Genomic DNA, 12000 nt, shown 5'->3' with positions numbered 1-12000 from the left:
GGAATAATAACATGCAGCCAAATGACATCACTTTTTTTCAACGCTTCCAGGATGACATTCTGGCCGGACGTAAGACCATCACCATTCGTGATGAGTCTGAATCACACTTCAAAGCCGGCGATATTCTGCGCGTTGGGCGCTTCGAGGATGATGGCTACTTCTGCACGATTGAAGTTGTCGGCACTTCAACCGTTACACTGGATACGCTAACGGAAAAACATGCCCAGCAGGAAAACATGACGCTTGAAGAACTTAAACAGGTGATTGCCGAGATTTACCCGGATCAAACGCAATTTTATGTGATTGATTTTAAATGTCTTTAAATTAACCAGTACAGTTGTTAGCTGAAATATAAAATATAATTATATGATTTTTATTGATTATTTATTATTTGATAAATATTTTAGCTAACAGGTGTTCACTGGAACCATTCTCAGTTACGCTAGAGACGCAATCACGAAAGTGTTCGTTTTACCGGAGTAACGTATGGTTCAGAAGCCATTAATCGCGCAGGGATATTCGCTGGCTGAGGAAATAGCCAATAGCATCAGTCACGGTATCGGGCTGGTGTTTGGGATTGTCGGACTGGTGCTGTTGCTGGTTCAGGCAGTGGATACCAATGCCAGTGCTATGGCGATTACCAGCTATAGCCTGTATGGCGGCAGCATGATCCTGCTATTCCTTGCTTCAACCTTGTATCACGCCATCCCTCATCAGAAAGCGAAAATCTGGCTGAAAAAATTCGACCACTGCGCTATTTATCTGCTGATTGCCGGGACTTACACGCCGTTTCTGTTGGTGGGACTGGATTCGCCACTGGCGCGTGGATTGATGATCGTTATCTGGAGTCTGGCGCTGCTTGGTATTTTATTCAAACTGACTATTGCTCACCGCTTTAAGGTTTTGTCGCTGGTGACTTATCTGACGATGGGGTGGTTATCGTTGATTGTGGTGTATCAACTGGCGATTAAACTGGCCGCAGGCGGTGTGACGTTATTGGCTGTGGGGGGCGTTGTGTATTCGCTGGGCGTGATTTTCTACGTCTGCAAACGTATTCCTTACAACCATGCTATCTGGCATGGGTTTGTGCTGGGTGGCAGTGTTTGTCACTTTCTGGCGATTTATTTGTATGTTGGGTAACACGCATAGATCCAGTGCAACCCCAGGGGCGGCGTAAACGCCTCGCCCTGGATATGTTTTGTAGGCCGGATAAGGCAACGCCGCCATCCGGCGGCATGCCCTGAATTGCCTGATGGCGCTGCGCTTATCAGGCCTACTAATTACTCTTCGTTTAACGAATACGGCAGCGGCACAATATGCAGCGTTTTCGCATCATCACGCACGCGGAACACGCTGTCTGCTTCCATATCGTTATTCATCACGACCTGTACTAACACCTGACCATCGGCCAGTTGCACGGCAGCAAGAACGGTACCGGTACGACGCCAGTTCTCACCCATTTTTAGCTCCAGATCTTCACCCGCTTCTGGTACCCGGCTGGCAGTACCCGCCAGGGTCCACATTGCGCGCTTATTGGCGCCGCGGAATTTTGCGCGGGCAACCATTTCCTGGCCGGTGTAACAGCCTTTTTTGAAGCTAATACCACCCAGAGCCTGAAGGTTAGTGGCCTGTGGAATAAACTGACCGCTGTTGGCTGTGTCGATCACCGGGATACCCGCTTCGATATCCAGCGCCAGCCATTGCTGGCTGTTATTCAATTCTGCTTCGCCGCGCAGTTTCTCTGCAATAATCTCAGCGGTTGCGACATCAACGATCAGCAGGAAGCGTTCAGACGGATGCTCGAACCACAGCAGGGTGGAAGCGCCGTGGGTAACGACCTGCTTATCGCTGGTTGGCAGTTCGCTAAAGAGATTGGCCAGCGCTGCACGCGCCTGGAAGCCCGCTACGCCCAGCAGGACGCGCTCATCATCCGGGGCAATCACGACCTTCGAGAAGACGGCGTATTTTTTCAGTTCGGTTAATTGGGCATCACGCAGGCTACGGCGTTCAAGCCAGGCAAAGCCATCAGCCTGACGGAAGAGACGCAGGTTGCTCCACATTTTACCTTTGGCGTCGCAGTGAGCTGCCAGCAGGTGTTGCTGTTCGGTCATCTGGCTGACATCTGCGGTGACCTGACCCTGGATGTATTTTTCACTGTCGACACCGGTAATGGTGGCGAGAGCCCAATCGTCGAGCGTCATTAGCGTCAGAGGCAAACGTGCCGACGCAAACGGCTGGCGAGGAGGAAACGATGTAAAAGCCATAATAATGTCCTGATTTGCTTAACGCGGTAATAATGACTAATGGTAAAAGAGCTATGGGCTATTGCAAGCGGTTTAAACATCCTGTTTGTGCCTTATATTAAGCTTTGCGAGGAGACATCCAAAAAAAGTGAACCCTTTGACTTAATGTGGTTTTATTTAGCGATCGCGCTTCCGTTTACTGATATTCCCGTAAAAGAGCGTGAAAAACACGTTACAATAGCCGGATACTTCGTTTTCGCGAGACAGGGAAAAGAACATGGATATTAACAACAAAGCACGTATTCATTGGGCATGCCGCCGCGGTATGCGTGAACTGGACATCTCTATCATGCCGTTTTTCGAACATGAGTATGACAACTTAAGTGACGAAGAAAAACGCATCTTTATCCGTCTGCTGGAATGCGATGATCCAGACTTATTTAACTGGTTGATGAATCATGGGAAACCGGCTGATGAGCAGCTAGAGCAGATGGTGCGACTCATCCAGACACGGAATCGGGAACGTGGTCCAGTGGCAATCTGATTTACGCGTTTCATGGCGCGCACAGTGGCTCTCTCTGCTCATTCATGGGCTGGTTGCGGTATTCATTTTATTGATGCCCTGGCCTTTGAGTTACACCCCATTATGGTTGGTTCTGCTCTCTCTGGTGGTGTTTGATAGCGTACGCAGTCAGCGTCGCATTAACGCTTGTCAGGGAGAGATTAGACTGTTAATGGACGGTCGCCTGCGCTGGCAGGGGCAGGAGTGGTCTATCGTTTGTGCACCCTGGATGATTAAAACGGGCATGATGCTGCGTTTGCGTTCAGATGCAGGAAAACGTCAGCATTTGTGGCTGGCAGCGGACAGCATGGATGACGCAGAGTGGCGGGATTTGCGACGGTTAATGCTGCAACAGGCGAAGCAGGGTTAACGCCGGCGAATGACCGATGGCGAGCAGCTACAGTTTAGTGCGCTATGTAGGCCGGAGAAGGCATTCACGCCGTCATCCGGCAACACGGTTATCAGGACCAGTGTTCGGCCATTTCACCGAGAATTTGCTCACACCAGGTCTGGATACGTTCATCGCTGAGGTCGTATTGGTTAGTTTCATCCAGAGCTAAACCGACAAACAGCTGCCCATCGGCAATCACGGGTTTATCGCTGGTGAATTCATAACCTTCTGTTGGCCAGTAACCGACAAACTTAACACCTTTGGTGACCAGTTTATCATGCAGCATACCCAGAGCATCAAGGAACCACTCACCGTACCCCAGTTGATCACCCATGCCGTAAAGCGCGACAATCTTGCCTTCCAGGTTGAGGTTGTCCAGTTGCTCCCAGACCGCTTCCCAGTCTTCCTGAATTTCACCGAAATCCCAGGTTGGAATACCCAAAATGAGCACGTCATACTGCTCCATTAGGGCGGGGGAATCATCCTTGAGATTGTGCAGTGTCACCAGTTCGGGACCAAGGATATCGCGGATTTTTTCTGCTGCCATTTCGGTGTAGCACGTGCTGGAACCGTAAAAAAGACCCATGTTCATGACGTAAACATCTCAATTCTGCTGTAGCGTTGCGGCTAGTGTAACAGAATCGCCGCAATCTCGGCACAATGAGGCATAATGCATCAAAAATGAGAGTGAATTAAGGGGCGCGAGTGGAACAAGATCTGGCACGCATTGAGCAATTTCTTGATGCCCTGTGGCTGGAGCGAAATCTGGCGGAGAACACGTTAAGTGCGTATCGTCGCGATCTGACAATGCTTGTTGAATGGTTGCACCATCGTGGCATTTCACTGGCGACCGCGCAGAGCGATGATTTGCAGGCATTGCTGGCTGAGCGAATGGATGGCGGGTATAAAGCCACCAGTTCAGCACGTTTGCTCAGTGCCATGCGGCGTTTTTTTCAGCATCTTTATGGCGAAAAATTTCGCGAAGACGATCCAAGCGCCTCGCTTGCTTCACCTAAACTTCCGCAGCGTTTGCCAAAAGATCTTAGCGAAGCGCAGGTAGAACGGCTGCTACAGGCCCCGCTTATCGACCAACCGCTTGAGCTACGCGACAAAGCGATGCTGGAGGTTTTGTACGCCACGGGGCTGCGCGTATCAGAGTTGGTGGGGCTGACGATGAGCGATATTAGTCTGCGGCAGGGCGTTGTGCGGGTGATTGGTAAAGGCAACAAAGAGCGGCTTGTGCCGCTGGGCGAAGAAGCCGTGTACTGGCTGGAAACATACCTGGAACACGGTCGTCCGTGGTTGCTCAACGGCGTATCGATTGACGTACTGTTTCCCAGCCAGCGTGCGCAGCAGATGACCCGTCAGACTTTCTGGCATCGTATTAAACACTATGCTGTGTTAGCAGGGATCGACAGCGAGAAACTGTCGCCGCACGTATTGCGGCACGCTTTTGCCACGCATCTGCTCAATCACGGCGCTGACCTGCGCGTGGTGCAGATGCTGCTGGGGCATAGCGATCTCTCGACTACACAGATTTATACACATGTCGCAACGGAGCGCTTGCGTCAACTACATCAACAGCATCACCCACGAGCGTGAGTGCTGACAGTAAAGGATAGGTTATGAAGAAACGTTTTATGATGCTCACCCTGCTGGCTACTGCGTTTTCAGGCATGGTGCATGCAGACGATGCGGCTATTCGCCAGTCATTAGCGAAGCTGGGCGTGCAGAGCACCGAAATTCAACCTGCTCCGGTTGCGGGCATGAAAACCGTACTGACCAATAGCGGTGTGTTGTACGTTACTGAAGACGGCAAGCATATTATTCAGGGGCCGATGTATGACGTAAGTGGCGCAAGCCCGGTGAATGTCACTAACCAACTGCTGATGAAGCATCTGAATGCGCTGGAAAAAGAGATGACCGTCTACAAGGCGCCGCAAGAAAAACATGTCATCACCGTTTTCACCGACATCACTTGTGGCTACTGCCACAAGTTGCATGAAGAAATGAAAGACTACAACGCGCTGGGCATCACAGTCCGTTATCTGGCTTTCCCTCGACAGGGGCTGGAAAGCCAGGCCGAGAAGGACATGAAGTCAATCTGGTGTGCAAAAGATAAAAACAAAGCCTTTGACGATGCAATGGCGGGTAAGGGCGTGAAAGCGGCGACCTGTGATGTGGATATCGCGAATCATTACGCGCTGGGCGTGCAGTTTGGCGTCAGTGGTACACCGGCGATTGTCCTGAGCAACGGCTATGTTGTTCCGGGCTATCAGGGGCCGAAAGAGATGAAAGAATTCCTCGACGCACACGAAAAACAGACCAGCGGTAAATAATTCGCGTGAAACAACAGATACAACTCCGTCGGCGTGAGGCCGACGAGACTGCCGAACTGCCTGCGGATTTACCTCCCTTGTTGCGTCGTTTGTACGCCAGTCGTGGCGTGCGTAGTGCGCAGGAGCTTGAACGTAGCGTGAAAGGGATGTTGCCGTGGCAGCATTTGAGTGGCGTCGAAAAAGCGGTTGAGATCCTCTATAACGCCTTTCGCGAAGGAACCCGCATCATTGTGGTGGGGGATTTCGATGCCGATGGTGCGACCAGCACGGCACTGAGCATCCTGGCGATGCGTGCGTTGGGCTGTAGTAATGTTGACTACCTGGTGCCCAACCGTTTTGAAGACGGATATGGCTTAAGCCCGGAAGTCGTGGATCAGGCGCATGCCCGGGGCGCTCAACTGATCGTTACTGTGGATAACGGCATCTCTTCTCATGCGGGGGTTGAGCATGCCAGAACGCTGAATATTCCGGTGGTGGTGACGGATCACCACCTACCCGGTGATACGCTGCCGGGCGCGGAAGCAATCATCAATCCTAACCTGCACGACTGTGAATTCCCGTCGAAATCGCTGGCAGGCGTGGGGGTAGCCTTCTACCTGATGTTGGCGCTGCGCACCTTCCTGCGTGACAAAGGCTGGTTTGATGAACGTGGTATCGCACCGCCTAATCTGGCCGATTTGCTTGATCTGGTTGCTTTGGGCACAGTAGCGGACGTGGTGCCGCTGGATGCCAATAACCGTATCCTGACGTGGCAAGGTTTAAGCCGAATTCGTGCGGGAAAGTGCCGCCCTGGCATTAAGGCGCTACTGGAGATTTCCAATCGCGACCCGCTTAAACTGGCCGCCAGTGATTTAGGTTTTGCGCTTGGCCCTCGGCTGAACGCGGCAGGTCGTCTGGATGATATGTCCGTCGGCGTTGCGCTGTTGCTGTGCGATAACATTGGTGAGGCGCGTATGCTGGCCAATGAGCTGGATGCACTCAACCAGACGCGAAAAGAGATTGAACAGGGGATGCAGGCAGAAGCTCTGACCCTGTGTGAAAAACTGGAGCGCAGTAGTGACACTCTCCCGGGGGGCCTGGCGATGTATCATCCCGAATGGCACCAGGGGGTGGTCGGCATTCTGGCATCGCGTATTAAAGAGCGTTTCCACCGTCCAGTAATCGCTTTTGCTCCTGCGGGGGATGGCACCTTAAAAGGTTCCGGACGTTCGATCCAGGGACTGCATATGCGTGATGTGCTGGAGCGTCTGGATACGCTTTATCCCGGCATGATCATCAAGTTTGGTGGACATGCGATGGCAGCAGGCCTGTCGCTGGAAGAAGCGCAGTTCGAGCATTTCCAGCAGCGTTTTGGCGAGCTGGTAACAGAATGGCTAGACCCTGCTTTATTACAGGGTGAGGTAGTCTCTGATGGTCCGCTGAGTGCGGCAGAGATGACCATGGAAGTCGCGCAAATGCTGCGTGATGCCGGTCCGTGGGGGCAAATGTTCCCGGAGCCGCTGTTTGATGGACATTTTCGCCTGCTCCAGCAACGCCTGGTTGGTGAGCGTCACCTGAAAGTGATGGTGGAACCGGTTGGCGGCGGGCCGCTGCTGGACGGTATTGCGTTTAACGTCGACACCCGTTGCTGGCCGGATAACGGTGTTCGCGAAGTTCAGCTTGCCTACAAACTGGATATTAATGAGTTTCGCGGCAACCGCTCATTGCAAATTATTATCGATAATATCTGGCCACTTTAGCGTCACTATATCTATAAAAAAGAGCGTGAATTGGTTACAATCCCGCTCTTATAACCGCATTTTGACTCGTTCAATAAAAGAAATCAGACCATGTTTGAAATTAATCCGGTAAATAACCGCATTCAGGACCTCACGGAACGCTCTGACGTTCTTAGGGGGTATCTTTGACTATGATGCTAAGAAAGAGCGTCTGGAAGAAGTAAACGCCGAGCTGGAACAGCCTGACGTCTGGAACGAACCCGAACGCGCACAGGCGCTGGGTAAAGAACGATCTTCCCTTGAGGCTATTGTCGACACGCTCGACCAGATGAGCCAGGGCCTGGAAGATGTTTCCGGCCTGCTGGAACTGGCTGTAGAAGCCGACGACGAAGAAACCTTTAACGAAGCCGTAGCAGAACTCGATACGCTGGAAGATAAACTGGCACAGCTGGAATTCCGTCGTATGTTCTCCGGTGAATATGACAGCGCAGATTGCTATCTTGATATTCAGGCCGGCTCCGGCGGTACCGAAGCGCAGGATTGGGCCAGCATGCTGATGCGTATGTATCTGCGTTGGGCTGAAGCTCGCGGCTTTAAGACGGAAATTATTGAAGAGTCTGAAGGCGAAGTGGCGGGTATTAAATCCGTGACCATCAGAATCGCTGGAGAATATGCTTACGGTTGGCTGCGCACGGAAACCGGTGTACATCGTCTGGTGCGTAAGAGCCCGTTCGATTCCGGCGGCCGCCGCCATACGTCGTTTAGTTCTGCGTTTGTTTATCCGGAAGTTGACGATGATATCGATATCGATATCAACCCAGCAGACCTGCGTATCGACGTTTACCGCGCCTCGGGTGCGGGCGGTCAGCACGTTAACCGTACGGAATCTGCGGTACGTATCACTCATATCCCGACCGGGATTGTAACGCAGTGCCAGAACGACCGTTCCCAGCACAAGAACAAAGACCAGGCCATGAAGCAGATGAAAGCGAAGCTTTATGAACTGGAAATGCAGAAGAAGAATGCCGAGAAACAGGCGATGGAAGACACCAAGTCCGACATCGGCTGGGGTAGCCAGATTCGTTCTTATGTCCTTGATGACTCCCGCATTAAAGATCTGCGTACCGGGGTTGAAACCCGCAACACGCAGGCAGTGCTGGATGGCAGCCTGGATCAATTTATCGAAGCAAGTTTGAAAGCAGGGTTATGAGGAACCAACATGTCTGAACAACACGCACAGGGCGCTGACGCGGTAGCCGACCTTAACAATGAACTGAAAACGCGTCGTGAGAAGCTGGCTAGCCTGCGTGAGCAGGGGATCCCGTTCCCGAACGATTTCCGTCGCGATCATACCTCAGACCAACTGCACGCTGACTTCGACGCGAAAGAAAACGAAGAGCTGGAAGCGCTGAACATTGAGGTATCCGTTGCTGGCCGCATGATGACCCGTCGTATTATGGGTAAAGCATCATTCGTTACGCTGCAGGATGTTGGCGGCCGTATTCAGCTGTACGTTGCGCGCGACGATCTGCCGGAAGGCGTCTACAACGAGCAGTTCAAAAAATGGGATCTGGGCGATATCCTCGGCGCGAAAGGTAAGTTGTTTAAGACCAAAACCGGCGAACTGTCCATCCATTGCACCGAGCTGCGTCTGCTGACCAAAGCCCTGCGTCCACTGCCGGATAAATTCCATGGTCTGCAGGATCAGGAAGCGCGTTACCGCCAGCGTTACCTGGATCTCATCTCTAACGATGAATCCCGCAACACCTTTAAAGTGCGTTCACAGATCATGGCGGGTATTCGTCAGTTCATGGTGGGCCGCGGCTTTATGGAAGTTGAAACCCCAATGATGCAGGTGATCCCCGGCGGTGCGGCAGCACGTCCGTTCATCACCCACCATAACGCGCTGGATCTGGACATGTACCTGCGTATTGCGCCGGAACTGTACCTCAAGCGTCTGGTGGTTGGTGGTTTCGAACGCGTATTCGAAATTAACCGTAACTTCCGTAATGAAGGCATCTCTGTTCGCCATAACCCTGAGTTCACCATGATGGAACTCTACATGGCTTATGCGGACTACAAAGATCTGATCGAACTGACCGAATCGTTGTTCCGTACTCTGGCACAGAACGTTCTTGGAACGACCGAAGTGCCCTACGGTGAAGAAGTCTTCGACTTTGGCAAGCCGTTCGAAAAACTGACCATGCGCGAAGCGATTCAGAAATACCGTCCGGAAACCAATATGACGGATCTGGACAACTTCGACTCAGCGAAAGCGATTGCTGAATCTATCGGCATCAAAGTTGAGAAGAGCTGGGGTCTGGGCCGTATCGTGACGGAGATCTTTGAAGAAGTGGCGGAAGCGCACCTGATTCAGCCGACCTTCATCACCGAATATCCGGCAGAGGTTTCTCCGTTGGCGCGTCGTAATGATGAAAACCCGGAAATCACCGATCGCTTTGAATTCTTCATTGGCGGTCGCGAAATCGGTAACGGTTTCAGCGAGCTGAACGATGCTGAAGATCAGGCACAGCGTTTCCAGGATCAGGTTAACGCTAAAGATGCAGGCGATGACGAAGCGATGTTCTACGACGAAGACTACGTCACCGCTCTGGAACATGGTCTGCCGCCGACTGCTGGTCTGGGTATTGGTATCGACCGTATGGTTATGCTGTTCACTAACAGTCACACCATCCGCGACGTGATCCTGTTCCCGGCAATGCGTCCGGTTAAGTAAGATGTGAACTGCCGGATGGTGGCTGATGCCTTATCCGGCCTACGCGGAGACGATTCGTAGGCCGGATAAAACGCTTTTGCGTTGTTATCCGGCAATTAATGACCGTTGGAAAATGCACGCAATAATTTTCGCGCCTTATCGTCTGAAACCTGCATTACCATCCACGGGCTGAAGGCCCACGGTGTAGCGTCAATCCCGCATAACACATCCTCAAGATTGCTCCACCGATAATCCATCACTTCCTCTGCATTAGGCTGTAGCGTGCTGATTAGCTGTGCGGCATATACCGGGCAAACTTCATTTTCCACAATCCCACTGGGATCTGCGGCACAATAGCGAAAATCAGCGTAGACAGGCGTGAGTGCGCGAATGTCAGCTCCCAACTCGAAGCGGGCGCGACGGATAATGGCGTCTTCAGTTGTTTCCCCTGATTGTGGATGACCGCACACCGAATTTGTCCAGACACCCGGCCAGGCTTTTTTGTGCAGTGAACGACGGGTAACTAACAGTTGTCCCTGGTCGTTAAAAACCCAACAGGAAAACGCGAGATGTAGAGGGGTATTGTGGGTGTGGGCGGCATACTTCTCGAGTATACCTGAAGGTATATCTTGCTCATCCAGCAAAACGACATGTTCCCCGGCCATGACAACTCCTGAAAAGAAAAAATAACCCGGCACAAACCCGCCGGGTCATGTACTCAGGCCACTAGGGTAGCCCATAAATGGGACAAAGGCATTACCAAAACAAGCCCTGGCAGCATGTTGGCGACCGGAAATAGTTTAATGTTGCAGATGCGCAATCCGGTCGCGACCATTAGCAATCCGCCAGCACAGGAAAAATCCGCCATCATGTCCGGGGTGATCATCGGCAGAATAACCACTGCCAGCATCGCCAGCGCGACCTGGATAATGATTTGTGGGATAGCAATGGTCATCACCGCGTAACCTAACAGCGTCGCGAAGATCCCAGCGGTAAATAGATCCAGAATCGTTTTGATGTACAGAATCGACGGATCGCCACTCATACCTTCGGTCATCGCACCGAAAATGCCGGTGCCACTGGCGCAAAAGAGCACCAGAATCGCGACGAATTTCTCGGTGAATTCATCATGGCCAAGCCCGTTGACCGGCGGCAGAACTTTATTGATCAATCCACGCGTGGAGCCAGCGGCTTTGCCAATGCCCTTTTCCAGATGCAGTAGCTCACCAAGAATTGCACCAATCACCATGGCGAGGACCACGGCGGGCATATATTTTACTTTTAGCACCAGGGTGATGCCTAAACCAACGGAGCACAGACCGAAGGTCATTGGCAGCGCTGTTTTGACGCGATCGGGGAGTTTACCGCCCGCCATTGCGCCAACTAGTCCACCAATTATGACGGCGGAGCCATTTACATATGGGCCGATTAGCATTGCAGAATATCCTGTTAATTAAAACGTAGTTCGCCTTCACCCCAGCGAGGGATGTTGTTGATCTCAAGGTCAAACAAATCGAGCGCGCGATTAACGCTGTGAGTAATGATGTCGTCTGCCGTTTGCGGGCGCTGGTAAAGCGCCGGCACTGGCGGAAAGATAATTCCACCCATCTCGGTGACGGCGGCCATATTGCGAATATGACCGAGGTTCAGCGGCGTTTCTCTGGCTAGCAGCACCAGACGACGCCGCTCTTTCAGTACCACGTCCGCTGCCCGGGTGAGCAAGTTGTCCGTCAGGCTGTGGGCGATTGCGCCCAGTGAGCGCATTGAACAAGGCGCAATCAGCATACCCAGCGTTTTAAATGAACCGCTGGAGATAGCTGCCCCAAGATTAGCGATGGGATGCACCACGTCAGCCAGTGCCATAACTTCATCCAGGCGGTAATCCGTCTCCAGTTCGCAGGTTTTTTCTGCGCCTTTCGAGACAACCAGATGGACCTCAACGGGAAGCGGGCGAAGCAGCTCCAGCGCTTTTACACCGTACTGAAATCCGGATGCTCCGCTGATACCTATGATGATGCGTGCTGTCATGGT

14 protein-coding genes are annotated in these 12000 nt (G+C 52.2%); 9 read left to right on the top strand and 5 right to left on the bottom strand.

Annotation, left to right across the window (positions count from 1 at the left end; translation table 11 throughout):
• Window positions 1-11: 11 nt before the first annotated feature.
• Both yqfB and trhA read left to right on the top strand, forming a co-directional pair.
• Window positions 12-323, top strand: coding sequence for a N(4)-acetylcytidine aminohydrolase (gene yqfB / locus NNO08_RS03025; protein ID WP_202037821.1), 312 nt, complete (start codon window positions 12-14; stop codon window positions 321-323).
• Between the two features lie 163 nt (window positions 324-486).
• Window positions 487-1140: a PAQR family membrane homeostasis protein TrhA gene (gene trhA, locus NNO08_RS03020; RefSeq protein WP_271442484.1), complete on the top strand. Its 654-nt coding sequence runs from the start codon at window positions 487-489 to the stop codon at window positions 1138-1140.
• Between the two features lie 140 nt (window positions 1141-1280).
• Here the strand turns inward: trhA and ygfZ are convergent, their stop codons facing one another.
• Window positions 1281-2264, bottom strand: a complete 984-nt coding sequence (ygfZ, locus tag NNO08_RS03015) for a tRNA-modifying protein YgfZ (protein WP_271456161.1) — start codon at window positions 2262-2264, stop codon at window positions 1281-1283.
• Between the two features lie 256 nt (window positions 2265-2520).
• Here ygfZ and sdhE point away from each other — a divergent pair, with 256 nt between their 5' ends.
• Both sdhE and NNO08_RS03005 read left to right on the top strand, forming a co-directional pair.
• Window positions 2521-2787, top strand: coding sequence for an FAD assembly factor SdhE (gene sdhE / locus NNO08_RS03010; RefSeq protein ID WP_005123351.1), 267 nt, complete (start codon window positions 2521-2523; stop codon window positions 2785-2787).
• Window positions 2768-3175: a protein YgfX gene (locus NNO08_RS03005; protein ID WP_137382657.1), complete on the top strand. Its 408-nt coding sequence runs from the start codon at window positions 2768-2770 to the stop codon at window positions 3173-3175. Before sdhE ends, NNO08_RS03005 begins: the two co-directional genes overlap by 20 nt.
• 91 nt (window positions 3176-3266) lie before the next feature.
• Here NNO08_RS03005 and fldB read toward each other — a convergent pair whose 3' ends face one another.
• Window positions 3267-3788: a flavodoxin FldB gene (fldB, locus tag NNO08_RS03000; RefSeq protein WP_271442487.1), complete on the bottom strand. Its 522-nt coding sequence runs from the start codon at window positions 3786-3788 to the stop codon at window positions 3267-3269.
• 113 nt (window positions 3789-3901) lie between these two features.
• On the opposite strand from fldB, the gene xerD reads away from it, so the two are divergent.
• The 5 genes from xerD (at window position 3902) to lysS (ending at window position 9990) form a co-directional block, all read left to right on the top strand.
• Window positions 3902-4798 (top strand): site-specific tyrosine recombinase XerD, encoded by an 897-nt coding sequence (gene xerD, locus NNO08_RS02995; RefSeq protein WP_005123354.1) that lies wholly within the window; start codon window positions 3902-3904, stop codon window positions 4796-4798.
• A gap of 23 nt (window positions 4799-4821) precedes the next feature.
• The gene (gene dsbC, locus NNO08_RS02990; protein ID WP_271456160.1) at window positions 4822-5535 is read left to right on the top strand and encodes a bifunctional protein-disulfide isomerase/oxidoreductase DsbC; all 714 of its coding nucleotides are present in this window, start codon (window positions 4822-4824) and stop codon (window positions 5533-5535) included.
• A 5-nt stretch (window positions 5536-5540) separates the two neighbouring features.
• Window positions 5541-7274, top strand: coding sequence for a single-stranded-DNA-specific exonuclease RecJ (recJ, locus tag NNO08_RS02985; RefSeq protein WP_271454683.1), 1734 nt, complete (start codon window positions 5541-5543; stop codon window positions 7272-7274).
• A 90-nt stretch (window positions 7275-7364) separates the two neighbouring features.
• Window positions 7365-8463, top strand: a protein-coding gene (prfB, locus tag NNO08_RS02980; protein WP_096878465.1) for a peptide chain release factor 2 whose coding sequence is annotated in 2 segments (ribosomal slippage) — window positions 7365-7439 and window positions 7441-8463 — 1098 coding nt in all. Because the reading frame shifts where the segments join, the coding sequence is not laid out codon by codon here.
• A 9-nt stretch (window positions 8464-8472) separates the two neighbouring features.
• A complete protein-coding gene (lysS, locus tag NNO08_RS02975; protein ID WP_137382661.1) occupies window positions 8473-9990 on the top strand; it encodes a lysine--tRNA ligase in 1518 nt (505 codons plus the stop codon).
• A 95-nt stretch (window positions 9991-10085) separates the two neighbouring features.
• Here lysS and idi read toward each other — a convergent pair whose 3' ends face one another.
• From idi to NNO08_RS02960, 3 genes are read right to left on the bottom strand one after another with little or no spacing between them, the layout of a single operon-like run.
• Window positions 10086-10634 (bottom strand): isopentenyl-diphosphate Delta-isomerase, encoded by a 549-nt coding sequence (gene idi / locus NNO08_RS02970; RefSeq protein WP_271456159.1) that lies wholly within the window; start codon window positions 10632-10634, stop codon window positions 10086-10088.
• A gap of 53 nt (window positions 10635-10687) precedes the next feature.
• Window positions 10688-11404, bottom strand: a complete 717-nt coding sequence (locus NNO08_RS02965; protein ID WP_271456158.1) for a DUF554 domain-containing protein — start codon at window positions 11402-11404, stop codon at window positions 10688-10690.
• Between the two features lie 14 nt (window positions 11405-11418).
• On the bottom strand, window positions 11419-11997 hold the full coding sequence (locus NNO08_RS02960; RefSeq protein ID WP_271449890.1) for a UbiX family flavin prenyltransferase: 579 nt from the start codon (window positions 11995-11997) through the stop codon (window positions 11419-11421).
• Between the last annotated feature and the right edge of the window lie 3 nt (window positions 11998-12000).

Origin of the sequence: Citrobacter sp. Igbk 17, from assembly GCF_028069775.1 — a bacterium.
Lineage (GTDB): Bacteria > Pseudomonadota > Gammaproteobacteria > Enterobacterales > Enterobacteriaceae > Citrobacter.
Note: the sequence above shows the minus strand (reverse complement) of the source record. Positions and strands in the feature narration are given on the sequence as shown.

Excerpts from the sequence above, each read along its gene's own strand:
- yqfB (WP_202037821.1), top strand. The coding sequence starts at position 12 with ATGCAGCCAAATGACATCACTTTTTTTCAACGCTTCCAGGATGACATT.
- trhA (WP_271442484.1), top strand. The coding sequence starts at position 487 with ATGGTTCAGAAGCCATTAATCGCGCAGGGATATTCGCTGGCTGAGGAA.
- ygfZ (WP_271456161.1), bottom strand. The coding sequence starts at position 2,264 with ATGGCTTTTACATCGTTTCCTCCTCGCCAGCCGTTTGCGTCGGCACGT.
- sdhE (WP_005123351.1), top strand. The coding sequence starts at position 2,521 with ATGGATATTAACAACAAAGCACGTATTCATTGGGCATGCCGCCGCGGT.
- fldB (WP_271442487.1), bottom strand. The coding sequence starts at position 3,788 with ATGAACATGGGTCTTTTTTACGGTTCCAGCACGTGCTACACCGAAATG.
- dsbC (WP_271456160.1), top strand. The coding sequence starts at position 4,822 with ATGAAGAAACGTTTTATGATGCTCACCCTGCTGGCTACTGCGTTTTCA.
- lysS (WP_137382661.1), top strand. The coding sequence starts at position 8,473 with ATGTCTGAACAACACGCACAGGGCGCTGACGCGGTAGCCGACCTTAAC.
- idi (WP_271456159.1), bottom strand. The coding sequence starts at position 10,634 with ATGGCCGGGGAACATGTCGTTTTGCTGGATGAGCAAGATATACCTTCA.
- NNO08_RS02965 (WP_271456158.1), bottom strand. The coding sequence starts at position 11,404 with ATGCTAATCGGCCCATATGTAAATGGCTCCGCCGTCATAATTGGTGGA.
- NNO08_RS02960 (WP_271449890.1), bottom strand. The coding sequence starts at position 11,997 with ATGACAGCACGCATCATCATAGGTATCAGCGGAGCATCCGGATTTCAG.